Raw genomic sequence first — 20,779 nt, 5'->3', positions numbered from 1 at the left:
ATAATTGCCTTGGGAGCAGAGCGTCGATCTTTATTGTATGATCGGCGTATGCATATCGTCCTTATCACCGGAATATCCGGCTCCGGTAAATCCGTCGCGCTCAATGTGCTGGAAGATACCGGTTACTATTGTGTCGACAACCTGCCACCGGCCTTGCTGCCCAGCCTGGTGCAAACCCTGCTCGACGAAGGCACACCGCAACTGGCCGTCGCCGTCGATGCGCGCAGCGCCGAGTCGCTGACCAGCCTGCCGCACAATGTGGCTCTGCTGCGCGACCAGGGGCACGACGTCAAGGTCATGTTCCTGACGGCGACCACGCATTCGCTGGTGGCGCGCTTCTCGGAAACGCGGCGCAGCCATCCGCTGTCGCACGAATTGCGTCCGAACCAGAATCCCGCCAGCCGCCGCACCCTGATCGAGTGCATCTCGGAAGAACGCGAACGCCTGTCGGCCATCGAACAGCTGGGCCATGTGATCGATACGTCGGAACTGAGCGCCAACAAGCTGCGTGCCTGGATCAAGGATATCGTCGCCTCCGAGCGCGCGCCGCTGACCCTGTTCTTCGAATCGTTCGCCTTCAAGCTGGGCGTGCCGCTGGACGCCGATTTCGTCTTCGACGTGCGGGCCTTGCCGAATCCCTATTACGACCTGGCGCTGCGCCCGCTCGACGGCCGCGACGCGCCCGTGATCGCCTTCCTCGACGCGCAGCCGAGCGCGCTGGAACTGCTGGCAGACATCCGCGCCTTCATCGAAAAATGGTTGCCGTCATTCAAATCCGACAACCGCAGCTACCTGACGGTGGCGCTCGGTTGCACGGGCGGCCAGCACCGTTCCGTGTACATGGCGGAACGGCTGGCGCAGTACTTCGGCCCCAACGAAAGAGTCGTGCTGCGCCACCGCGAACGCTCCTAGTTAATTCAGGTGGCGCAGCGGATGCGCTTGAGCCGGCCAGACGGGGGCAAAGAAGCGCGCCACCTTGGCCGTGTCGACCTCGTCCAGGCTGGCAGGATTCCAGCGCGGCGCATTGTCCTTGTCGACCACCAGCGCGCGCACGCCTTCGAGCACTTCGCCATGCTCGAAGTTATGGCGCACCACCGTGCGCTCCAGACGCAGGCAATCGGCCACGCCCAGGTGAGCGCCCCGCTGCAGCAATTCCAGGGTCACCGACATCATCAAGGGCGAACGCAGGCGCATGGCCGCCAGCGCCTTGGTGGCGAATGCGCTGTCGTCCTGCGCCAGCGAGGCCATGATGGCAGCCACGGACGGCGCGCCGAAATGGCGGTCCAGCGCCGCGCGCGCCGTCGCCAGGGAAGATACCCCCGCCCCGGCCTGGAACGGCGCCGCCAGCGCCTTGATGGCCACCGGCAAGGCCTCGCCCGGCGTCGAGTCGAACAGGGCCAGCAGCGCCCCCATCTGCGCCTCGGGCAGGTAGACATCGGCCAGACCCGTGTACAGGGCGTCGGCCGCGTTGATGGTCAGGCCCGTCAAGCCCAGGTACAGGCCCAGCTGGCCGGCCAGGCGGGACAGGAAATAACTGCCGCCCACGTCGGGGAACAAGCCGATATTAACTTCCGGCATGGCCATGCGCGTGCGGCCCGTGACGATGCGCAGGCGGTTGCCTGGCCCGGCTTGCGCCACGCCCATGCCGCCGCCCATCACCACGCCGTCCATCACGGCAATATACGGTTTCGGATAGAAATGAATCACATGATTTAAGGCGTATTCTTCCGTAAAGAAATCTTCCAGCAAGGCGCTGCCGCCTTGCGGCGTGGCAAGGCCCGCATCGTAAAAGAAGCGGATGTCGCCGCCGGCGCACAGGGCTTTTTCGCTGCTCGATCGAATAACGACGGCGTCCACGTGCGGATCGTCGCGCCAGGCCAGCAGGACCGCGCTCAGGGCGCGCACCATCTCCAGCGACAGGGAATTCAAGGCTTTCGGACGGTCGAGCACGATGTGCCCGGTGCGGTTGCGGATGGAGGTCTGGACGAAGTCGCTCATGGCAGGCAGGAAAGAAGTGAAAGTGCAAACATTCTAGCCCTTGCGCGGGGAAGATTGCGTTCAACAGGTCCAGGCGCAAAAAAGGGCGCAAGATGTGCGCCCTTAGTTGATCACAACTGCTGGAAGCGGGTGGCCTTAAACGGCGACGACGGCGTCTTCCTCGGAGTTGTCTGGCAGATGCTTGATCGCCTCTTTACCGTGCCCTTGCACTTTGGTTTTGTATTTCATCACTTGCCTATCGAGCTTGTCGATCAGGGTATCGATCGCGGCGTACAGGTCGTGCGCCAGGCTTTCCACATAGACAGTCTTGCCACTCAAACGCAGGTTGACTTCAGCCTTTTGACGTTTTTCTTTCTCTTTGAGGTTATCCACGGTCAGAATCACGGCGATATCGATAACTTGATCGAAATGACGTTTCACGCGCTCCAGCTTCGTTTGTACGTATTCACGGATGGCTGGTGTCACTTCGAGATGATGTCCGCTGATGGTGAGATTCATACACACTCCTAAAGATGATCGGGTTCGTGCGGTCCATCCTATCCGGCCCGCAGAGGAACCGAAAAAAACTTACAAACACTTACGCAGGCTCACTGGCGGAATTTTCAACGCTTCCCGGTATTTGGCAACAGTACGTCGCGCAATCACCATGCCTTGTTCCCCCAGCATGTCCGCAATCTTACTGTCGGATAAAGGATTTTTAGGGTCTTCTGCTCCTGTCAGTTGCACGATCAATGCCCGTATCGCCGTCGATGACGCTTCGCCCCCCGCTTCGGTGGCGACGTGGCTACCAAAGAAATATTTCAACTCGAACATGCCGTGCGGGGTCAGCATGTACTTTTGAGTTGTTACCCGCGAGATAGTACTCTCGTGTAAACCCAGTGTATCAGCTATTTCACGGAGCACAAGGGGGCGCATGGCAACGGCCCCATGCGAGAAAAAGTTCTTTTGTCTTTCTACTATCGCCTGTGCCACGCGCAGGATGGTGTCGAAGCGCTGGCGCATATTCTTGATCAGCCACTTGGCTTCCTGCAACTGTGCGCCCATGGCGCCCTCGCCCTTGCCCTGCTTGAGCAGGTTGGCGTACATGGCGTTGACGCGCAGGCGCGGCATGACGTCGTTGTTCAGGGTCACTTGCCAGCCATTGCGCGCGCGCTTGACGACGACGTCGGGCACCACGTAATCGGACACGTCCGAGGCGAATACGGCACCCGGATGCGGATTGCACTGGCGAATCACCGTCTGCGCCTCGCGCAAGTCTTCATCGTCGCAATCGAGGGCTTTTTTCAGCTTGTTGAAATCGCGCTGGGCAAACCAGGCCAGGTGCTTTTCCACGATGACGAGGGCCATGCGCCGCGTCACCATGGCGATGTGCGGCAAGCGCTTGATTTGCAGGGCCAGGCATTCGGACGCATTGCGCGCGCCCACGCCCGGCGGATCGAAACTTTGCAGCAGCGACAAGGCCGTGCGCATCTCGTCGGCGTCGATTTCCAGCTCTTCCGGCAGGCGCGCCAGGATGTCGTCGAGCGACTCTTCCAGGTAGCCATTGTCGTCGAGCGCGTCGATGATCAGCTCGACCAGTGCGCGGTCGCGCAATTCAAGCACCGTCACGCGCATCTGCTCCATCAGGTGCTCACGCAGGGTGCAGTGATGGGCTTCCAATTGCGGACGCGAATCTTCGTCGTCGGGCGCCTTGCCGCGGCTCGCCTCGCTCCAGTCGCTGTCGCCGCCCTCGGCTGCGGCCGGACTGTCGCCCGCCTCGCCATCAAAAGTTTCCGCTTCGGCCGGCGCGGCGGGCGCTTCCTGGCCTGGCGGCTGGGGCGGCGCTTCGGCCGGCGCCGCCGTGGAACTCAAGGCGCCATCGGACAGCAGGCGCAGCGAACGGTCGAGCGGATCATCGAGGCGTTCGAGCAAGGGATTGTCCGTCAGCAATTGCTCTAGTTCCTGGTGCAATTCCAGGGTAGACAATTGCAACAGGCGTATCGATTGCTGCAACTGCGGCGTCAGTGCCAGGTGCTGCGAAGTGCGCAGCTGCAATGATTGTTTCATTGGCTTACATGCGGAAGTGTTCGCCCAGATAGACCCGGCGTACCGACTCGTTCGCGATGATGTCGTCGGGGCGTCCCGACGCCAGCACCGAGCCCTGGTTGATGATGTAGGCACGGTCGCAGATACCCAGCGTCTCGCGCACATTATGATCGGTGATCAGCACGCCGATATTGCGCTCCTTCAAGAAACGCACGATGCGCTGGATCTCGATCACGGCGATCGGATCGACGCCGGCGAACGGCTCGTCGAGCAGCACGAAACGGGGATCGGTGGCCAGCGCACGGGCGATTTCCACGCGGCGGCGCTCGCCGCCCGACAGGGACAAGGCCTGGTTCTCGCGCAACTTTTCAATCTGCAAGTCGGCCAGCAATTTATCCAGGCGCTCCTCGATCTCGGCCTTCTTCAAAGGACGGCCTTCGACGGTCTGGATTTCCAGCACGGCGCGGATATTGTCTTCCACCGTCAGCTTGCGAAAGACGGACGCTTCCTGCGGCAGGTAGGACAGGCCCATCTGCGCGCGGCGGTGGATCGGCAGGCTGGAAATGTCCACGCCGCTGATATCGATGCTGCCGCCATCGGACGGCACCAGGCCGACGATCATGTAGAACGAGGTGGTCTTGCCGGCACCGTTCGGGCCCAGCAACCCCACCACTTCGCCGCATTCGACTTGCAGCGAGACATCATGCACGACTTGCCGCTTGCCATAGGTTTTTTGCAGACCGCGAACGATCAGGGTGCTGCCGCAACGTGTATTTTCCATTATTTCTTTCCTGGCGCGGGCGTGGCCGGCGCTTTCTCCGCCGCCGGCGCCTTGGTCTTCGGCTGGATCACCATGCGCACGCTGCCGCCATCGGGCGTGCTGGTGCCGCTGTTGGAATTTTCCATCGCAAACACTTCCTTGCGGCTGTCATACGAGATGAAGGCGCCGTTGGCCACGTCGGTCACTTTCGTGCCTTCCAGGCGCGTCAACTTGGCCCGGGAAAACAGTTTCACCACTTCCGTCTTGTTGTCGTATTCCACGCGCTCCGCTTCGCCTTCGACCCACAGGTCGCCCGCGCCATCGCGCTTCTGGCGGAAGGTGGCCAGCTTGCCGGGATCGGCCCAGAAGGTAATGAACTGGTAGCCTTGCGGATCTTCCGTGATCAGGGCCCGGCCCGCCTTCATGGTCAGGGTGCCCTTCACCAGCACGACGTCGCCCGTCAGGGTGCGCACCTGCTTGACGTCATCGACGTGGCCGCTGCGTGCCGTGATGACGGCTTCCTTCTCGGAATCGGCCTTCTCGGCATGCGCCACGCCCATGATGGCCAGGGAAAATACGGTCAACAGCAAGATCTTCTTCATAGTATGGTTTCCTTGTTTCATTCTGTCATTTTGCCGCCGCGGCCGGGCGCGGTTTCGGCGGTAGGACCATGCGCAGCGCATTCTGCACTTCCACCACGCCGGTGGCGTTATTGGCCTTCATGCCGACGCCATTGAGGCGCGAGGCGCCCGTCAGGATATCGACAGGCACGTCCGTTTCCATTCTTTCCTCATCCGGGAACACCGTCAGCGCTTCCGTCCTGACTGTCAGGTTCTGCGCCTTCGGACTGGCCACGCGGTCGATCACGACCTTGCGGTGCAGTTGCAGCCGGGTATTGTCCTGGTCGATATGCGCCAGTTCCGCGTTCATGTTCAACGGCGGCATGCCTGGCGTGAGCTTGCGCACGAAGGGCTGGTCGATATCGGACGAATCGTCGGCCGGATAATGCGTGAGCTTGGTGCCCGACACGATATAGCTGGGTTTGCCCGTCAAATCCATGCGCACCAGGCTGAAATTGGTGATGAAATAATCGGGCTCATCCAAATGTTTGCTGGCCTTGATGTCCTGGCTATTCTTGTTCATCACTTCGAGCAGCCAAAAGCTGGCCAGCGCGACAACAACCGCGCCCAGCAGGGTAAAAATCGTGCGCCAGCGATGGGCGCCTCCTGGCTTACGCATAGGGTTTCACACTTTCCAATATCACTGGCGGCAAGGCGCGCCTCACTCCAGGAACGGCGCCATGACGCGCACATAGTTGTCCTGGGCGCGCAGCAGGAATTCGCAGATCTCGCGCACGGCGCCGCGGCCGCCGCCGGCCTGCGTCACATGGTGCGCCAGGCCCTGCACTTCCGGACGCCCGCCCGGCACGCTGACGGCAAAACCGACGCGCTTCAGGATGGGGGCATCGATGACGTCGTCGCCGATATAGCCGCATTGCTCTTCCGTCAAGCCCGTCAGCGCCAGCAGTTCGCGAAACGGCGTCAGCTTGTCGTGGCCGCCCTGGTGCACATGGGTAATGCCCAGGTCCTGCGCGCGGCGCGCCGTGATGGCCGAGCGGCGCGCGCTGATGATGGCCGTCTGCACGCCCGATTCCTGCAGCAGCTTGATGCCCAGGCCATCATACACATTAAACGTTTTCATCATCTCGCCGTCCGGGCCGAAATGCAGGCTGCCGTCGGTGAGCACGCCATCGACGTCAAAGATCATCAGTCTGACCTTGGCCGCGCGTGCCAGATTGTCCGCTACGCTGTCCATCAGATCACCTTCGCTTGCGTCAAATCATGGATATGCAGCGCGCCCACCAGCTTGCCGTCGGCATCGACGACCAGCATCTGGTTGATGCGGAACTGCTCCATCACGGCCACGGCATCGACGGCCAGGCGTTCGGGCGCGATGCTGCGCGGCTGCGCATGCATGACGTCGCGGATCGCCACTTGCGTGAAATCCTGCACGCGCTCGAACATGCGGCGCAAGTCGCCATCCGTAAACACGCCCACAGGGCGGTTGTCCGCGTCGACGACGGCCGTCATGCCCATGCCCTTCTTCGTCATTTCTTCCAGCGCCTGCAGCAGGGATGCCTGCACGGGCACTTGCGGCACCCGTTCGCCGCTGCGCATGACGTCATGCACGTGCGTGAGCAGGCGGCGGCCCAGGGCACCACCCGGATGCGAGCGGGCGAAATCTTCTTCCTTGAAGCCGCGCAAGTCGAGCAAGGCCACGGCGAGCGCGTCGCCCAGGGCCAGGGTGACGGTGGTGCTGGCCGTCGGCGCCAGGTTCAGCGGACAGGCTTCTTTTTCAACAGAAACATCCAGGTGCACGTCGGCCAGCTGGGCCAGGCTGGAATTCGGTTTACCCGTCATGGAAATGAGCACGCCGCCCATGCGCTTGACGACGGGCATGATGGCCATCAGTTCCGACGACTCGCCGGAGTACGATATGGCAATAAAAGCATCTTCCGAGGTGACCATGCCCAGGTCGCCATGGGCAGCTTCGGCCGGATGCACGAACAGGGCCGGCGTGCCGGTGGAAGCGAGGGTGGCGGCAATCTTGCGCGCGATATGGCCGGATTTGCCGATGCCCGAGACGACGACTCTTCCTTTGCATTGCAGCAACAGCGCCACGGCGCGGCCCACGCTGTCGTCCGTGGCCAGGCGCGCGTGCAGCGCAACGATGGCGTCGGACTCGATCTGCAAGGTGGTGCGGGCCAGCGCGACAGCGCGCTCGGTCGTCGCTTGCATGTCAATTCGATCAAAAGCTTTCAGCATTGTTTTTTCATGGGTTACACTCATGCCCAAAGTATAAACGAATTAGGAAAGCAAAAAACTTGCCAGTCACAACAAACAACGATTTCCATTGACCGTACCGGGCAACCCATGTTTTCCTCGCTTGAACTGACCCTGATGTTACTCGGCAGCGCCGTGCTGGGCGTGGTCGCTTTCAGAATGTTGCATTTGCCGCCCATGCTGGGCTACCTGGCCGTTGGCATCGTCATCGGCCCCCACGCGCTGGGCCTGGCGGCGGAAAACGAGGCCAGCCACACCTTGGCCGAATTCGGCGTCGTCTTCCTGATGTTTTCCATCGGGCTCGAATTTTCCCTGCCCAAGTTCCTCGCCATGCGGCGCATCGTCTTCGGCCTTGGCATGGCGCAGGTGGTCACCACCATCATCGCCACCGTCGTCTTCGGCTGGCTCGTCGGACATTACCTGTCCGCCTACATCCACCTGAGCTGGCAGGCCGCCTTCGCCCTGGGCGGTGCGCTGGCCATGTCGTCGACGGCCATCGTCTCGAAAATGCTCACGGAACGGCTGGAGCTCGAAAGCGAACACGGCCGCAAGATCATCGGCATCTTGCTGTTCCAGGACCTGGCCGTCGTGCCCCTGCTGATCCTGATTCCCGCCCTCACGCGCGATTCGGACAACCTGGCCGAAACCCTGGCCTGGGCCGGCGGCAAGGCCCTCGTCGTACTGATCCTGCTGCTGTTCATCGGCCAGAAACTGGTGCGCGGCTGGCTCACCATCGTCGCCAAGCGCCGCTCGCAAGAATTGTTCATGCTCAACCTGCTGCTGATTACCCTCGGTGCGGCGTGGATCACGGAGCGGGCCGGGCTGTCGCTGGCCCTCGGCGCGTTTGTAGCCGGCATGCTCATTTCCGAGACGGAATTCAAGCACCAGGTGGAAGAGGATATCAAGCCCTTCCGCGACGTGCTGCTGGGCCTGTTCTTCATCACCGTCGGCATGTTGCTCAATATCCGCGTGGTGCTCGATAACTGGTGGCTCGTGCTGCTCTTGCTGTGCGGTCCCGTGCTGCTGAAATTCGCCCTGATAGCGGGCCTGGCCCGGCTGTTCGGGTCCAGCAACGGCGTGGCCCTGCGCACGGGGCTGGGACTGGCGCAGGCGGGCGAGTTCGGCTTCGTGCTGCTGAACCTGGCTGGCGGCATCAAGCTGATGGACCCGTTCGTCGTGCAGGTGGTGCTGGCGTCGATGGTGCTGTCGATGCTGGTGGCGCCCTTCCTCATCGCCAAGTCCGACGCCATCGTCATGAAACTGGCGGCCAACGACTGGATGATGCAATCGCTGGCGCTGACCAAGATCGCCACGCGCACCATGGCCTCGCAGAAACACGTGCTGATCGCCGGCTTCGGGCGCAGCGGGCAAAGCCTGGCCACCCTGCTGGCGGAAGAAAAGATCGAATACCACGCGTTGGATCTGGACCCCGAGCGGGTGCAGGAAGCGCAGCTGGCCGGAGCGCATGTCTCGTATGGCGACGCGGGACGGCGCGAAAGCCTGGTGGCGGCCGGCATCTACCGGGCCAGCGCCGTGGTGATCACGTACGCCAACACGCCCTCGGCCTTGAAATTATTGCATTTGCTTAACGAAATGGCGCCGACCTTGCCCGTCATCGTGCGCAGCCACGACGATACCGACCTCGACCAATTGAAGAAGGCGGGCGCGGCCGAAGTGGTGCCGGAATTGATGGAAGGCAGTCTGATGCTCGCTTCGCACGCGCTGATCATGATGGGCGTGCCCCTGCGCCGCGTGGTGCACCGGGTGCAGGCGGCGCGCGAGGAGCGTTATGCGTCCCTGCGCGGCTATTTCCACGGTTCCAGCGACGCGGGTGACGATGCCGAGCTGGAGCGCCTGCATACGGTCACCGTCAGCGAAGGCGCGCACTGCGTGGGCTTGCCCCTGAGCACGATCGACGTGGCCGGCTGCGGCGCTGCCGTGACAACCATTCGCCGCGGCCGCGGCCGCCTTGATGTCACGCCCGAGACGCAACTGGCCAGCGGCGACGTGGTGGTGCTGCGCGGCACGGCCGACGCCGTGGCCAAAGCGGAAACTTTACTGTTAAAGTAATTAACCGGGCTGCGCCTGCCAGCTGACGACCTTGTTGCGGCCATCGGCCTTGGCCTGGTACAGGGCCTGGTCGGCATGCGCCACCAGTTGCTGCGCCACCGTTTCGATCGGCAGCAGCGCCGCGTCCGCTTCCAGGCTGGCCACGCCGATCGACACGCTGACCCACGCTTGCGCGCTGCCCGGCAAGTCGAACATGGTGCCGGCGATGCTGGCGCGGATGCGTTCGGCAACAAACGTGGCGCTATCGAGATCGGCGTCGATCAGCAGCACGACGAATTCTTCGCCGCCGAAACGGCCCAGCGCGTCCGAGCGGCGCAATTCCGTGCGGATGCGCGTCGCCACTTCGCGCAGCACTTCATCGCCGCCCTGGTGGCCGTACGTGTCATTGACCAATTTGAAATGGTCGATGTCGATATACATGCATGAGATGCAATAATTCTGGCGCCGCGCGCGGGCAATTTCTTCCAGCAGGCGGCGGTCGATATAGCGGCGGTTGTAGACGCCCGTCAGAGAATCGGTCAAGCCGATGTATTTGAGCATTTCATTGCTGATCACGTTTTCCAGGCAAATGGCGATGATGGACGCCATGTGCTTGATGAAATCCGTGCCCAGCGCGGGCGTAAAGCGCGTCACGTCGCTGCTGGCCAGGTTCAGGCTGCCAATCAGGCGTTTGTTGCGCAGCAAGGGCACCAGTGCCACGCTGCGCAGCGCATCGATACCCGGAAAACGCGGGCCATGCACGGCCGCATCGAAGGCCCCCAGCAGCGGCATCGGCGGCAAGGCCGCTTCGCCCTCGGCCACGGGCTTTGGTGCGGCAAAACCCAGCTCCGCCACGGCATGCACGAACAGCAACTGCGGGAAGGCGCTGAAATCGACGCCCAGCTTTTCCATCACCAGCACGATATCGTCATCCTCGTCGAGCAGGCTCAAGGTAACGCCGTCGAGGTCGGAAATCACGGGCAAGGTGCGGAAGATGGTGCCGATCAGTTCGGGAAACGTGGACGCGCCGACGATTTCCAGGTCGAACGCCTGGTGGCGGCACATGATGTCGTGATTGCGCTCGACCTGTTCCAGCAGGAAAGCCATGCGCGCCCGCAAGGCCTGGTTTTCGGCTTCGAGGCTGGCAATGCGCGGATCCGGCGGTATTGCTTGATTCATAGAAACCTTAAACCCTTGTGTGCGGGCGCCATGCTTAAAATGCCAGTTCGAAACCGATGTCCTGCCCCACCACGATACGCTCATCGCCGCCTTCGGTGACGATGGCGTTCATGCCGAAGCAGATGGCGCCGTCGAGCTCGGGCTTGGCGCGGTAGCCATGCATGACGTCGAGCGGGTCCGGTCCGGGCACGCCCGTGGCCTGGTCCACCGATGGGATCGGGCAGCGCGAGCATGGCTTGACGGGCTTTAGCACGGTCGCGCCGAATTGCAGGAAGTCGGCGTAGTCTTCCTCAAAGGCGCCGATGTCGCCGATGACGAGGTTGGGACGGAAACGGTTCATCGGCAAGGCCTCGCGGCCGGCGGCGCGCAGCTTGTCGTTGACATCATCGAGCGAAGCATTGCCCGCGATCAGCACCGGGTAGCCATCGGCAAACATGGTCTCGGCAGCCACGCCGTCCGTCCATTTGGTGCTCGTGGCGCGCACCACGTCCGGGTGAAAGCGCACCAGCCGGCACGGCACGCCGATGGCGTTGGAAAACCAGGTGGCCGTGACGTCGTCGCAATCGTAGGCGCGCACGCTATCGTCCCACACTTGCACGTCCAGCATCGGTGCCAGTTGCGGATGCGGCAAACCCAGCTCGATTTCCAGGCGCAGCATGCCCGGCGCGCGCAATTCCAGCGTGGTGGCCTTGATGGACGGCACGATCAGCGCCATGCGCGGATGTTCGCGCTGGGTCAGGAAGCGACCCTGCGCGTCCACCACCATCCATTCGCGGTCGAACACGTGCTCGCTCATCAGCCCCGAGCGCGTCAGGACCGCTTCGCGCAAATGGATGCCGGCGCACGATTTGATCGGATACAGGATGATGTCGGACAGGATAGCCATGAACCAGGGACAAGGAACAGTGTTGCTGCTTCTGCCAGGAAGTTATTCAGAAGCGAAGTATGGCAGCAAAGCGGGCAAGCGTAAATCGGCCAGGCTCAGCCAATAAGGCTGGCCTGGCATGAGAAGGATCAATACGTGTAGAAAATACGCTGGATTTCTTGCGTGCTATTTGTTTTGGTCAGGGCCAGCATCAGCAGAATGCGGGCTTTTTGCGGGTTCAGGGTGTCGGACACGACACTGTCGAGTTCATCGTCGTTGGCTTCGCCATTGCGCGCCACGATGCCCTGGCCGACACGGCTCGAACGCACGATCAGCACGCCCTTCTGGCGCGCTTCCACCAGGGCCGGCTTCATTTGCGCGGCCACGCTGCCATCGCCCACGCCAGCGTGGATGATGCCTTTGGCGCCAGCGGCAATGAAGGCGTCCATGCCGACACGGTTCATGTTGGCGTAGCCGTAAACGATGTCCACTTGCGGCAGGGCATCGAGCTTGCTGATGTCAAATTCCGATTCCAGGGTATGTTTGCGCGTCGACTGGCGGTAGAAGAAGGCCTTGCTGCCCTGAATGTAGCCAAGCATGCCCAGTTCCGGCGACTTGAAGGTGTCGGTGGTCGAAGTGTTGGTTTTGGTCACTTCGCGCGCGGCGTTGATCTGGTCGTTCAAGGCCACCAGCACGCCCTTGCCCACGGCTTCCTTGCTGCCTGCCAGCATCACGGCGTTGTACAGGTTGATCGGGCCGTCAGCCGAAATGGCCGTCGAGGGACGCATGGCGCCCACCACGACCACCGGTTTATGGCTTTTCACGGTCAGGTTCAGGAAATACGCCGTTTCCTCGATGGTGTCGGTGCCGTGCGTCACGACCACGCCATCGACCTCGTTCGAGGCGAGCAGCACGTTGATGCGCTTGGCCAGGGCCAGCCAGTGGCTATTGCCCATGCTTTCGCTGGCGATCTGGAATACTTGCTCGCCTTTCACATTTGCCACTTTTTTCAATTCCGGCACGGCCGCGATCAGGCGCTCGACGCCCACGGTGGCCGAGGTGTAGCCGACGGTGGTGGTGCTGTCGGCGCCGCTGCCAGCGATGGTGCCGCCCGTGGCCAGAATCACTACATTCGGCAATTTGGCGGCCGCCTGCTGCGCGCGCGCCGGGGAGGCGGCGATAAAGCCCATCAGCATGGTTGCCAGCATCAGCTGTGCACAAGAATGGAATTTGCGTGAAAACATGGTGCTCCCGTGAAGTGTACTGTCAAAAATAACAAAGTCGTGTGCAAATTATATGTCATCCATGCCGGGGGAAATCCCGAATTCATGCGTATCGGGCAAACGTGCGCGCCTTCCCATGCGCTACAGTGGCGCCATGTCCACACTGTTCCCCTTCCGGTCCTGCCTCGTCCTGCCGCTTGTCTTGATGGCATTGAGCGCCTGCTCCACGCAAATCGAACTGCGCACGGCGGCGCAGCAGGAACAGTTCGGACGCGAGGCGGCCAGCCGGGGCGACTGGGCGCTAGCCATGCGCAACTACGCGGACGCCGTCGGGAATGTCGAACTGGGCCATGGCGATCCCGCTTGGCAGGCGCGGCTGCACCACGAGGCGGGACGGGCCGCCAGCGCAGCCTGCCGCGACGATGCGGCCGAATTTCATTTCCGCCAGGCCATCGCGCTGGCAAAGAAAAGCGGTCAATCGAGCGCGCTCAGCGAGAAGGCGCTGGAATCGCTACAGGCCGGCAAACCCTGCGGAGTTCCTCGATGAATATCGCACGCACCTGGCTGACAGCATCGGCCCTCTTCGCCGCCTTGGCGCCGGCGCGCGCCGCCGAAGCACCGCTGCCCTTATGGGAAGCGGGCGTGTTTGGCGGCACGGCCGTCACGCCCGCCTATCCTGGCGCCAGCGAGCGCTCGACGCGCAGCCTGGCCCTGCCCTATCTGATTTATCGCGGGAAAGTGTTGCGCGCAGACCGCTCCGGCGTGGGCGCGCGCCTGTTCAACACAGACCGCCTCGACTTCGATATCGGTTTTGCCCTGTCCCTGCCGGCCCGCTCCAGCGACGTGCCGGCCCGGCGCGGCATGCCCGACCTGGGTACGCTGGTGGAATTTGGCCCGCGCCTGAAAATCAAGCTGGCCGAGCCGACCCAGCACAGCCGCCTGGGACTGGAACTGCCCTTGCGCGCCGTCATCGAAGCGCGCGGCGGCCTGCGCCGCCAGGGCGCCACCTTCGAGCCGCGCCTGCTCTACCGTCTGAACGATGACGGCCAGGCATGGCACGTCGATGCCAGCCTGGGCGCCGTGCTGGGCAATGCCGCCATCAACGATTACTTGTATGGCGTCAACCCCGCGTTTGCCACCAGTCAGCGCCCCGCGTATGCAGCAAAAAGCGGGCTGATGCTCACGCGCCTGGGCCTCGGCGGTTCGTACCGGCTGCAGCGGGACTGGCGCGCCTTTGCTTTTTTGCGCTACGACAACTACTCAGGCGCCGCCAACCGCGCCAGCCCCCTGCTGCGCCAGAACAGCGGCACCTCGGCCGGCATCGGCCTGATGTGGACGTGGCGCCGCTCGGACAGTCTGGCGCGGGGTCCAGACGACTAGCCGGATTAAAACTCCGTCGTGGCCGACAGCATGAAAGTGCGCGGCGCGCCCAGGCCCAGGCTGGTCCATTGCGGTAGCGCCCAGTACGCCCGGTTGCCGACGTTCGTCACGCTGGCGCGCACGGTCAGGGGCCGGCCCGCCGCCTGCGTCGCATAGCGGGCGCCCAGGTCAAACACGGTGCGGCCCGGCACGGACATCGAATTGTCGGCATTGATGTATTGCTTCGATGCCGCCGTTGCATTCGCCGTCAGGGTCACGCCGGGGATGGCGGGTGTATCCCACTCGACGCCGAGCTTGGCTTGCAGCTTGGGCACGCCCGTTGCCTGCTTGCCCTGGTTGCTGCCGCCCACGGTCTTGCTCAAGACGGGGTCGACATACGCCACGCCGCCCATCAGGCGCACATCGCGCAGGGGCGAACCGAAGAAGCCCCAGTCTACGCCGCGGTTGCGCTGTTCCCCGCCAAAGGAAAAGACATTGCTGACCGGGTCAACATAGCTGCTGGGCCGCTTGATTTCATACACGCTGAGCGTATGCGCGAACTCGCCCAGGTCGACCTTGACGCCAAGCTCCGCCTGTTTCGACTTGTAGGGCGCAAAGACCTCGCCCGAGTTGGCCGCCGTCAACGGCGCCGTGGCGCCCTGGCTCAAGCCTTCGATGTAATTGCCATACAGAGAGATAGTCTTGCTGGCCTTGACCAGCAGGGCGACGGCCGGCGTGGTGGCGCCTTTGTCATAGCGCGAGGTGCGCGCGCCCGTCTTGATGTTGAAGCTGTCGCTGAGTACTTCCTGGCGGCGCAGACCCACCGTCAGCTGCACGGTGTCTTGCGCAAAAAACAGCGTGTCGACCAGGCCGACGCTGGCCAGGCGCAATTCCGCCTTGGAAATTTGCGGCGCCTCGAAGCGCGTCGCCGGACCCCAGACGGGGTGGTAGATGTTCGTGATCCAGTCTTTCGCCAAGGTATTGCGGCGGCCGTACTGCTTGTCCGTGTGGTGATAATACGTGGCGTTGATGGCCCATTGATGGCCGATGTCGCCCGTGCGCAGCTTGCCCCGCAAACCAATTTCCGCTGACTGCTTTTCCACGTCAAAACCCAGGTCGGCAAGATTGGTGCGGTAGTCGCCGGCCGTGTTGAACACCTGGATCAGGTAGGCGCCCGTCGACTGGTAATCGGCCCGGCTGGCCCCCACGGCCGCATACGCCATCACCTGCGCGTTCAAGTCCAGCTCGCCGCGCAGCATGGCGCCCTTGTCCTTGGTGTCGTAAAACGCCCAGCTGGGATTGAGTAAGGTTTCCGCTTTCGGTGGACGCGGCACGGGCAAGCCGGGCGCCAGGTTGACGCCCCGGTTCAAGCCATCGGCACGGTCCTCGCGCGGAGTGGTCAGGAAAGCGCAATACGGCGACGGACGGCAAACGCTGTCAGCCTAGCTGCCGGACGGGCTTGAGTAGCCTGAACGCGGCCCGCAGCGAAGGCCGGCAGACGTACAGTGCGGCCGCCAGCAGCACGCCCCACGCCAGCGGAGCAAGCACTCCAAGGCGCTGGGCAAAAAACGCGTGGCCCGCCGCCAGCAGCGACAGCAGGCAGGCGCTCAGATACAGCGAACGGCGCGGCAGCGGACGCCAGACGCGCATGCCCAGCTCCGTCTTGACGACAAAATACACGAGGAAACCCAGCAGCTGCGAGACGGCGGCGCCCGTGGCGCCACAGCGCGGCACCAGCACGGCGCCGGCCAGCAAAGTGCCCAGCAAGCCTGCCGCGAAAGCGGCGATGGATAAGGAGGGACGGCGGGCCAGACTGATGCCGACGCCGCTCACTTCCGCCAGCGCATACAACAGCGGCTGGCCCACGGTGGCCACCGCCAGATACGCGACGCCATGATAGTTGGAAGGCAAGACCCATCCGATCAGCCAGGCCAGGGCGCCCGCCAGGCAAAAGCCCACCACCACGACGGCTTGCGCATGGCGGCAAATGGCCGCGATATTCGACAGGTCGCCGCCGGCGGCGGCCCATTTGTGTACTTGCGGTATCCAGATAATCGTAAAAATCGACTGCACCAGCCAGGCGCCGGCGGCCACGCGCGTGGCCAGCGCATAAATACCGAGCTCGTCAAAGCCGGCAAAAATGCGCAGCAAGCCCATGCCGGCCGACAACATGGACAGGTAGCCAATGGCGCTCACCAGCAGGGGCCCTGCCTCGGAAAGCAGGCGCCGCAGCAGCACCCGGTCCACGGCGGCGGCCCAGGCTTGCGCCAGCGATACGCGCGCATGCCACAACAGCCATAACGTGACCAGCCAGGTGGTGGCCACGACCAGGCTTGCCAGGTGCACGAAATTGCGCTGCGGATCCCACCACAGCACAGGCAGCAGCAACAGCAGCGAGATTTTCGGCAAAACCTGCGCCATGCTGAATACCCACGCGCGCTCCTGCATGCGGAAAAGCTGCGCGATCAAGCGATTAGCCAGGGCGCTCAGCATGCCGGCAGCGAACAGGACGGCCAATGCAGGCTGCGCCGCATCGAACAACAGCTGCGCTACCGGCGCGGCAAACACGAGTATCACGGCCAGCGCCATGGGCGCGAGCAGCACGGCCGGCAGCAGGCACGCTTTCAGCAAACCGCTACGCGCGGTGCTGTAATGGTATTCATGCAGGAAAGCCTTATCCAGCCCCAGCGACAGCAGCAAACCGGCCACCGTGCACGCGGTCATGAAGAAATCCAGCTTGCCGATGTCGGCAGGCGGAAACAGCCAGGCCACGGCAGGCACGGTGGCAAGGCTGCACAGCAGCGACAAGATGGGGCCGGCTGAAAAACCCGCGAGACGGTTCAGGCGCATCGTTCAGCCGGGCCGGGCATCTCAGCCATGCCTGTCGTTGGAAAAACGATACGGCACCGTGTCCGAATCGGCCGGCACGCGCCAGTGATCCGGCGCATCATAGCGATACGCATGGTCCACCGCATTGACGAGGATGGCCGGCGTGCCGCAGTAATTCTGCACGCCGTGCCAGACGCGGGGCGGCACGACGAGCAGGCCGGGGCGCCTGGTGCCCAGCTTGAATTCGTTGAGCATGCCAAAGGTGGGCGAATCCGCGCGCGCGTCGTACAGCACCACGCGCATCTGGCCGGCCGCCACGAACAGGCGGTCCGTCGTGATGGCATGCGCATGCCAGGCGCTCAGTCCGCCCGGCTCCAGGGTCGAGGCAAATATCTGGCCGATCTGCGCCGCACCAGGCACCCATTCAGTACGGAAAATTTCAGTCAGACTGCCGTACGCCGTCAACACCGGCTTGATTTCCTGAAAGATCACGCCATCGATCAAGGCAGGCGCCTTCGGCTTCCATTCCTTGGTAATGCTTTCGCCATCCTGCTTCGCGCCAGCCAACAACCAGTTATCTTTCTCAGCCACCAGATCTACCCCCAGAAATTTTATAAAAATGCTCTTATGTATTGCAATCGTATTATCTATCGCCGCGGCATGTCCTTCAATCCCCGGCGGCGGCGCAATTCACGTATAAACGTCCCTTTGCGCCAATATTTGAGCCAGAAGCCGGGATGCGGCGGCCACAGTCCCAACATATAACAAAGACGGCGCGACAGTGCTTTCATGGTCGTCATGGCCGACTGTAGCGGCGCAATCAGCCGCTCACGGCCCACTTTGCCATACAGCGTGGTGACAGCCTGCAAAATATTGAGCGGATCTTGCATGTGCGCCCACCAGTACGCATGCTCGCTGTGCTGCCGGTCCAGGTAGGCATTGCTGCGGCTGCCAGACTGTATCAGGATGGCGCCGATGCGGGGATGGGCCAGCATCGGCCGCCCCGCGCGATATACCCGGTGCAACCAGGCTTGCGACGGCCAGCAGCGCACTTCCCATGATGGCTGCCATGGGCCGATCTGCAGGGCCAGTTCACGCCGCATGACCCACAGAGTAGCTGGCACGTCCATCCACGGACGGTACGCTTGCACGCCTTCCGCCAGCGCCCCCACCATGTGATATCCGATCGGCAAAACCACCAGTCCCTGGCCAAAGACCAGGTCGACTCCAGTGCGTTCGAGAAGATCGATACTGCTCTGCAAATGATCTGGCAACCACAGGTCATCGTGATTCAGGAATGCGAGATAGGTGCCGCACGCCAGGCTGATGCCGAGATTGTTGGGCCCCGTCTGCTCGCCGAAATTAGTTTCCAGATTCACAAAGCGGATGCGCGCGTCGCCGAATGCGGCGACCACCTCGGCAGTATCGTCGGTACAGCAATCGCCGACGACAATCAGCTCCCAATCCTGCACGGTGCTGGCGAGTAGCGATTGAATCGCATACCCGAGGATATTGCTCCGGTTATACGTGGCCATGACAATGGAAACGAGCGGTTGCTTCTCTGACTGCATGGCAAGCCTTTTCAAATCACGGACAAAAAAATGCCGCCCAGGTTATTGAGCGGCATTTCGCAATGGACTGATACCAGTTGCCGGCATGGGCCAGCAACCGCGTTCGTCAGACGTTGAACAGGAAATTCAGCACGTCGCCATCCTTGACGACGTATTCCTTGCCCTCGGCGCGCATCTTGCCCGCTTCCTTGGCGCCCGCTTCGCCCTTGTAGGCGATGAAGTCGTCATAGGCGATGGTTTGCGCGCGGATGAAGCCGCGTTCGAAGTCGGTGTGGATCACGCCGGCCGCTTGCGGCGCCGTGGCGCCCACGGGGACGGTCCACGCGCGCACTTCCTTCACGCCTGCCGTGAAGTAGGTTTGCAAGCCCAGCAGCTTGTAGCCGGCGCGGATCAGACGGTCCAGGCCTGGCTCTTCCATGCCCATGTCGGCCAGGAAAGCGCCCTTGTCGGCATCGTCCAGGTCGGCGATTTCCGCTTCCAGCGCGGCGCAGATGGCGACGATAGGCGCGTTTTGCGCTTGTGCGTAGGCCGTCAGCTGGTCCAGCAGCGGGTTATTCGTGAAGCCCGAATCGGACACGTTGGCCACGAACATGGCCGGCTTGGCCGTGATCAGGCACAGCGGCTTGATCAGTTCCATTTCGTCGGCGTCCAGGCCCATGGCGCGCACGGGTTTCGCATCGTTCAGGAAAGGCATCATGCGTTCCATGATGGCCAGCAGCTTGGCCGCATCCTTGTCGCCCGAGCGGGCTTTCTTGTTTTCGCGGTGAATGGCTTTTTCCACGGTGCCCATGTCGGCCAGCGCCAGTTCGGTCTGGATGACTTCGATATCGTCGAGCGGGTTGATCTTGCCGGCCACGTGGATGACGTTGTCATCTTCGAAGCAGCGCACGACGTTGACGATGGCGTCCGTTTCGCGGATGTGCGACAGGAACTGGTTGCCCAGACCCTCGCCCTTCGATGCACCGGCCACCAGGCCGGCGATGTCGACGAATTCCACGATGGCGTTGACCATGCGTTCCGGCTTGACGATGGCGGCCAGCGCATCCATGCGCGGATCTGGCACTTCGACGACGCCGACGTTCGGCTCGATGGTGCAGAACGGATAGTTTTCAGCCGGGATGCCGGCTTTCGTCAGTGCATTGAACAGGGTGGACTTGCCGACGTTCGGCAAGCCGACGATACCGCATTGGAGACTCATGGAAAACCTTTAATAATCAAAGCACATGGCGCCGTCTATCGGCGTGCTTGCCGTGCTGTTAGGGAAAACGGGCGATTCTTCGCCCTTTTCCGGGGATAGTGCGTGTGCTGCATTTCAAGGGGTCAATTGTACCCGTGTCGCGCGCGCTTCAAAAGCCCGATGATGGGCAAATGACGCCAAAACAGCCGCATCGTGACGCCATCAGGGCCTGTTCTCAGGCCGTATGCAGCTTCATGGTCGCCGCCTCGAACTTGCCTTCGACGATCTGCGGCATGACCTGCAAGGATTTTTCTATCGCCTGCTCGATCAGCTCCTGGTCTTCGCGGCGCGGGCGGTGCAGCACGAAGTCGGCCACCTGCTGCTGCAGGCTCAGGGTACGCGGATGGCCGATGCCCAGGCGCAAGCGCCAGTAATCCTGCGTGCCCAGCGCGGCCGTGATGTCCTTCAAGCCATTATGGCCGCCGGCCGAGCCGCCCTTCTTCAGGCGCGCGATGCCGGGCATCAAGTCGAGCTCGTCGTGCACGACCAGCACTTCATCGGCGGCGATCTTGAAAAAGCGCGCCAGCGCGCCCACGGACTGGCCCGAGCGGTTCATGAACGTCAGCGGTTCGAGCAGCCAGACTTCCTTGCCGCCGATGGAAGTCTTGGCCAGCATGGCGTTGTAGCGCGAATCGCGCTGCAAGCGCGTGCCGGGCAAGCTGTTGGCAAGATTGTCCACCAGCCAGAAGCCGGCATTGTGGCGGGTTTGTTCGTATTCGGGTCCCGGGTTGCCGAGGCCGACGATCAGGCGTATGGGCATGGCTGTGTCTGCAATGTAAAAGAAAGCATTATCGGTGAAAACGGACGGAAAAAAACCCGCGCGGCGAACCTGGCGGGTTTT

General features: G+C 62.5%; 20 protein-coding genes and 1 pseudogene. 4 read left to right on the top strand and 17 right to left on the bottom strand.

Features of this window, described 5'->3' with window-relative positions; translation table 11 throughout:
• Positions 1 to 48: 48 nt before the first annotated feature.
• Positions 49 to 912 carry an RNase adapter RapZ gene (gene rapZ, locus HWE17_RS02685; protein ID WP_035824128.1) on the top strand — a complete coding sequence of 288 codons (864 nt, stop codon included), beginning with the start codon at positions 49 to 51 and terminating at the stop codon, positions 910 to 912.
• Here rapZ and HWE17_RS02680 read toward each other — a convergent pair whose 3' ends face one another.
• The 8 genes from HWE17_RS02680 to HWE17_RS02645 form a co-directional block, all read right to left on the bottom strand.
• Positions 913 to 1,998, bottom strand: a complete 1,086-nt coding sequence (locus HWE17_RS02680) for an enoyl-CoA hydratase/isomerase family protein (protein WP_176387718.1) — start codon at positions 1,996 to 1,998, stop codon at positions 913 to 915.
• 135 nt (positions 1,999 to 2,133) lie between these two features.
• Positions 2,134 to 2,496 (bottom strand): ribosome-associated translation inhibitor RaiA, encoded by a 363-nt coding sequence (raiA, locus tag HWE17_RS02675; RefSeq protein WP_035824124.1) that lies wholly within the window; start codon positions 2,494 to 2,496, stop codon positions 2,134 to 2,136.
• Between the two features lie 69 nt (positions 2,497 to 2,565).
• The gene (locus HWE17_RS02670; RefSeq protein ID WP_101483626.1) at positions 2,566 to 4,044 is read right to left on the bottom strand and encodes an RNA polymerase factor sigma-54; all 1,479 of its coding nucleotides are present in this window, start codon (positions 4,042 to 4,044) and stop codon (positions 2,566 to 2,568) included.
• 4 nt (positions 4,045 to 4,048) lie between these two features.
• Positions 4,049 to 4,804 carry an LPS export ABC transporter ATP-binding protein gene (lptB, locus tag HWE17_RS02665; RefSeq protein WP_035824117.1) on the bottom strand — a complete coding sequence of 252 codons (756 nt, stop codon included), beginning with the start codon at positions 4,802 to 4,804 and terminating at the stop codon, positions 4,049 to 4,051.
• A complete protein-coding gene (gene lptA / locus HWE17_RS02660; RefSeq protein WP_035824115.1) occupies positions 4,804 to 5,385 on the bottom strand; it encodes a lipopolysaccharide transport periplasmic protein LptA in 582 nt (193 codons plus the stop codon). Before lptA ends, lptB begins: the two co-directional genes overlap by 1 nt.
• 25 nt (positions 5,386 to 5,410) lie before the next feature.
• Positions 5,411 to 6,022: an LPS export ABC transporter periplasmic protein LptC gene (lptC, locus tag HWE17_RS02655; protein ID WP_035824112.1), complete on the bottom strand. Its 612-nt coding sequence runs from the start codon at positions 6,020 to 6,022 to the stop codon at positions 5,411 to 5,413.
• A 42-nt stretch (positions 6,023 to 6,064) separates the two neighbouring features.
• A complete protein-coding gene (locus tag HWE17_RS02650) occupies positions 6,065 to 6,598 on the bottom strand; it encodes an HAD family hydrolase (RefSeq protein ID WP_176387717.1) in 534 nt (177 codons plus the stop codon).
• Complete coding sequence (locus HWE17_RS02645; RefSeq protein WP_176387716.1) at positions 6,598 to 7,608, bottom strand: SIS domain-containing protein; 1,011 nt, start codon at positions 7,606 to 7,608, stop codon at positions 6,598 to 6,600. Before HWE17_RS02645 ends, HWE17_RS02650 begins: the two co-directional genes overlap by 1 nt.
• A 108-nt stretch (positions 7,609 to 7,716) precedes the next feature.
• Here HWE17_RS02645 and HWE17_RS02640 point away from each other — a divergent pair, with 108 nt between their 5' ends.
• Positions 7,717 to 9,696: a monovalent cation:proton antiporter family protein gene (locus HWE17_RS02640; RefSeq protein ID WP_035824107.1), complete on the top strand. Its 1,980-nt coding sequence runs from the start codon at positions 7,717 to 7,719 to the stop codon at positions 9,694 to 9,696.
• On the opposite strand, the gene HWE17_RS02635 is transcribed toward HWE17_RS02640, so the two are convergent.
• The 3 genes from HWE17_RS02635 to HWE17_RS02625 form a co-directional block, all read right to left on the bottom strand.
• The gene (locus HWE17_RS02635) at positions 9,697 to 10,854 is read right to left on the bottom strand and encodes a diguanylate cyclase (protein WP_099401323.1); all 1,158 of its coding nucleotides are present in this window, start codon (positions 10,852 to 10,854) and stop codon (positions 9,697 to 9,699) included.
• A gap of 34 nt (positions 10,855 to 10,888) precedes the next feature.
• Entirely contained in the window at positions 10,889 to 11,740 is an 852-nt protein-coding gene (locus tag HWE17_RS02630) for an MOSC domain-containing protein (protein WP_176387715.1), read from the bottom strand.
• 128 nt (positions 11,741 to 11,868) lie between these two features.
• Positions 11,869 to 12,963, bottom strand: a complete 1,095-nt coding sequence (locus HWE17_RS02625) for a type II asparaginase (protein WP_176387714.1) — start codon at positions 12,961 to 12,963, stop codon at positions 11,869 to 11,871.
• Between the two features lie 133 nt (positions 12,964 to 13,096).
• Between HWE17_RS02625 and HWE17_RS02620 the strand changes: the two genes are divergently transcribed.
• Complete coding sequence (locus HWE17_RS02620; protein WP_176387713.1) at positions 13,097 to 13,489, top strand: hypothetical protein; 393 nt, start codon at positions 13,097 to 13,099, stop codon at positions 13,487 to 13,489.
• Positions 13,486 to 14,322, top strand: a complete 837-nt coding sequence (locus HWE17_RS02615) for a MipA/OmpV family protein (protein ID WP_176387712.1) — start codon at positions 13,486 to 13,488, stop codon at positions 14,320 to 14,322. Before HWE17_RS02620 ends, HWE17_RS02615 begins: the two co-directional genes overlap by 4 nt.
• Before the next feature lie 5 nt (positions 14,323 to 14,327).
• Here the strand turns inward: HWE17_RS02615 and HWE17_RS02610 are convergent.
• From HWE17_RS02610 to pth, 6 genes and pseudogenes are all read right to left on the bottom strand, one after another.
• Positions 14,328 to 15,689, bottom strand: a pseudogene (locus tag HWE17_RS02610) (TonB-dependent receptor); the annotation flags it as partial.
• Positions 15,690 to 15,738: 49 nt separating this feature from the next.
• Positions 15,739 to 17,151, bottom strand: a complete 1,413-nt coding sequence (locus HWE17_RS02605) for a lipopolysaccharide biosynthesis protein (protein WP_176387711.1) — start codon at positions 17,149 to 17,151, stop codon at positions 15,739 to 15,741.
• A gap of 21 nt (positions 17,152 to 17,172) precedes the next feature.
• Positions 17,173 to 17,721: a dTDP-4-dehydrorhamnose 3,5-epimerase family protein gene (locus tag HWE17_RS02600; protein ID WP_176387710.1), complete on the bottom strand. Its 549-nt coding sequence runs from the start codon at positions 17,719 to 17,721 to the stop codon at positions 17,173 to 17,175.
• Positions 17,722 to 17,777: 56 nt separating this feature from the next.
• Positions 17,778 to 18,701 carry a glycosyltransferase family A protein gene (locus HWE17_RS02595; protein ID WP_176387709.1) on the bottom strand — a complete coding sequence of 308 codons (924 nt, stop codon included), beginning with the start codon at positions 18,699 to 18,701 and terminating at the stop codon, positions 17,778 to 17,780.
• 106 nt (positions 18,702 to 18,807) lie between these two features.
• Entirely contained in the window at positions 18,808 to 19,899 is a 1,092-nt protein-coding gene (gene ychF / locus HWE17_RS02590) for a redox-regulated ATPase YchF (RefSeq protein ID WP_176387708.1), read from the bottom strand.
• A gap of 214 nt (positions 19,900 to 20,113) precedes the next feature.
• Complete coding sequence (gene pth / locus HWE17_RS02585) at positions 20,114 to 20,698, bottom strand: aminoacyl-tRNA hydrolase (protein WP_076565268.1); 585 nt, start codon at positions 20,696 to 20,698, stop codon at positions 20,114 to 20,116.
• Between the last annotated feature and the right edge of the window lie 81 nt (positions 20,699 to 20,779).

The sequence above is a fragment of the Janthinobacterium sp. BJB401 genome (assembly GCF_013372745.1).
GTDB classification, from domain to species: domain Bacteria; phylum Pseudomonadota; class Gammaproteobacteria; order Burkholderiales; family Burkholderiaceae_D; genus Janthinobacterium; species Janthinobacterium rivuli.
Note: the sequence above shows the minus strand (reverse complement) of the source record. Positions and strands in the feature narration are given on the sequence as shown.

Bases quoted from the DNA above. Each gene is read 5' to 3' on its own strand.
- rapZ (WP_035824128.1), top strand. From the start codon at position 49: ATGCATATCGTCCTTATCACCGGAATATCCGGCTCCGGTAAATCCGTC.
- HWE17_RS02680 (WP_176387718.1), bottom strand. From the start codon at position 1,998: ATGAGCGACTTCGTCCAGACCTCCATCCGCAACCGCACCGGGCACATC.
- raiA (WP_035824124.1), bottom strand. From the start codon at position 2,496: ATGAATCTCACCATCAGCGGACATCATCTCGAAGTGACACCAGCCATC.
- HWE17_RS02670 (WP_101483626.1), bottom strand. From the start codon at position 4,044: ATGAAACAATCATTGCAGCTGCGCACTTCGCAGCACCTGGCACTGACG.
- lptB (WP_035824117.1), bottom strand. From the start codon at position 4,804: ATGGAAAATACACGTTGCGGCAGCACCCTGATCGTTCGCGGTCTGCAA.
- lptA (WP_035824115.1), bottom strand. From the start codon at position 5,385: ATGAAGAAGATCTTGCTGTTGACCGTATTTTCCCTGGCCATCATGGGC.
- lptC (WP_035824112.1), bottom strand. From the start codon at position 6,022: ATGCGTAAGCCAGGAGGCGCCCATCGCTGGCGCACGATTTTTACCCTG.
- HWE17_RS02650 (WP_176387717.1), bottom strand. From the start codon at position 6,598: ATGGACAGCGTAGCGGACAATCTGGCACGCGCGGCCAAGGTCAGACTG.
- HWE17_RS02645 (WP_176387716.1), bottom strand. From the start codon at position 7,608: ATGCTGAAAGCTTTTGATCGAATTGACATGCAAGCGACGACCGAGCGC.
- HWE17_RS02640 (WP_035824107.1), top strand. From the start codon at position 7,717: ATGTTTTCCTCGCTTGAACTGACCCTGATGTTACTCGGCAGCGCCGTG.
- HWE17_RS02635 (WP_099401323.1), bottom strand. From the start codon at position 10,854: ATGAATCAAGCAATACCGCCGGATCCGCGCATTGCCAGCCTCGAAGCC.
- HWE17_RS02630 (WP_176387715.1), bottom strand. From the start codon at position 11,740: ATGGCTATCCTGTCCGACATCATCCTGTATCCGATCAAATCGTGCGCC.
- HWE17_RS02625 (WP_176387714.1), bottom strand. From the start codon at position 12,963: ATGTTTTCACGCAAATTCCATTCTTGTGCACAGCTGATGCTGGCAACC.
- HWE17_RS02620 (WP_176387713.1), top strand. From the start codon at position 13,097: ATGTCCACACTGTTCCCCTTCCGGTCCTGCCTCGTCCTGCCGCTTGTC.
- HWE17_RS02615 (WP_176387712.1), top strand. From the start codon at position 13,486: ATGAATATCGCACGCACCTGGCTGACAGCATCGGCCCTCTTCGCCGCC.
- HWE17_RS02605 (WP_176387711.1), bottom strand. From the start codon at position 17,151: ATGCGCCTGAACCGTCTCGCGGGTTTTTCAGCCGGCCCCATCTTGTCG.
- HWE17_RS02595 (WP_176387709.1), bottom strand. From the start codon at position 18,701: ATGCAGTCAGAGAAGCAACCGCTCGTTTCCATTGTCATGGCCACGTAT.
- ychF (WP_176387708.1), bottom strand. From the start codon at position 19,899: ATGAGTCTCCAATGCGGTATCGTCGGCTTGCCGAACGTCGGCAAGTCC.
- pth (WP_076565268.1), bottom strand. From the start codon at position 20,698: ATGCCCATACGCCTGATCGTCGGCCTCGGCAACCCGGGACCCGAATAC.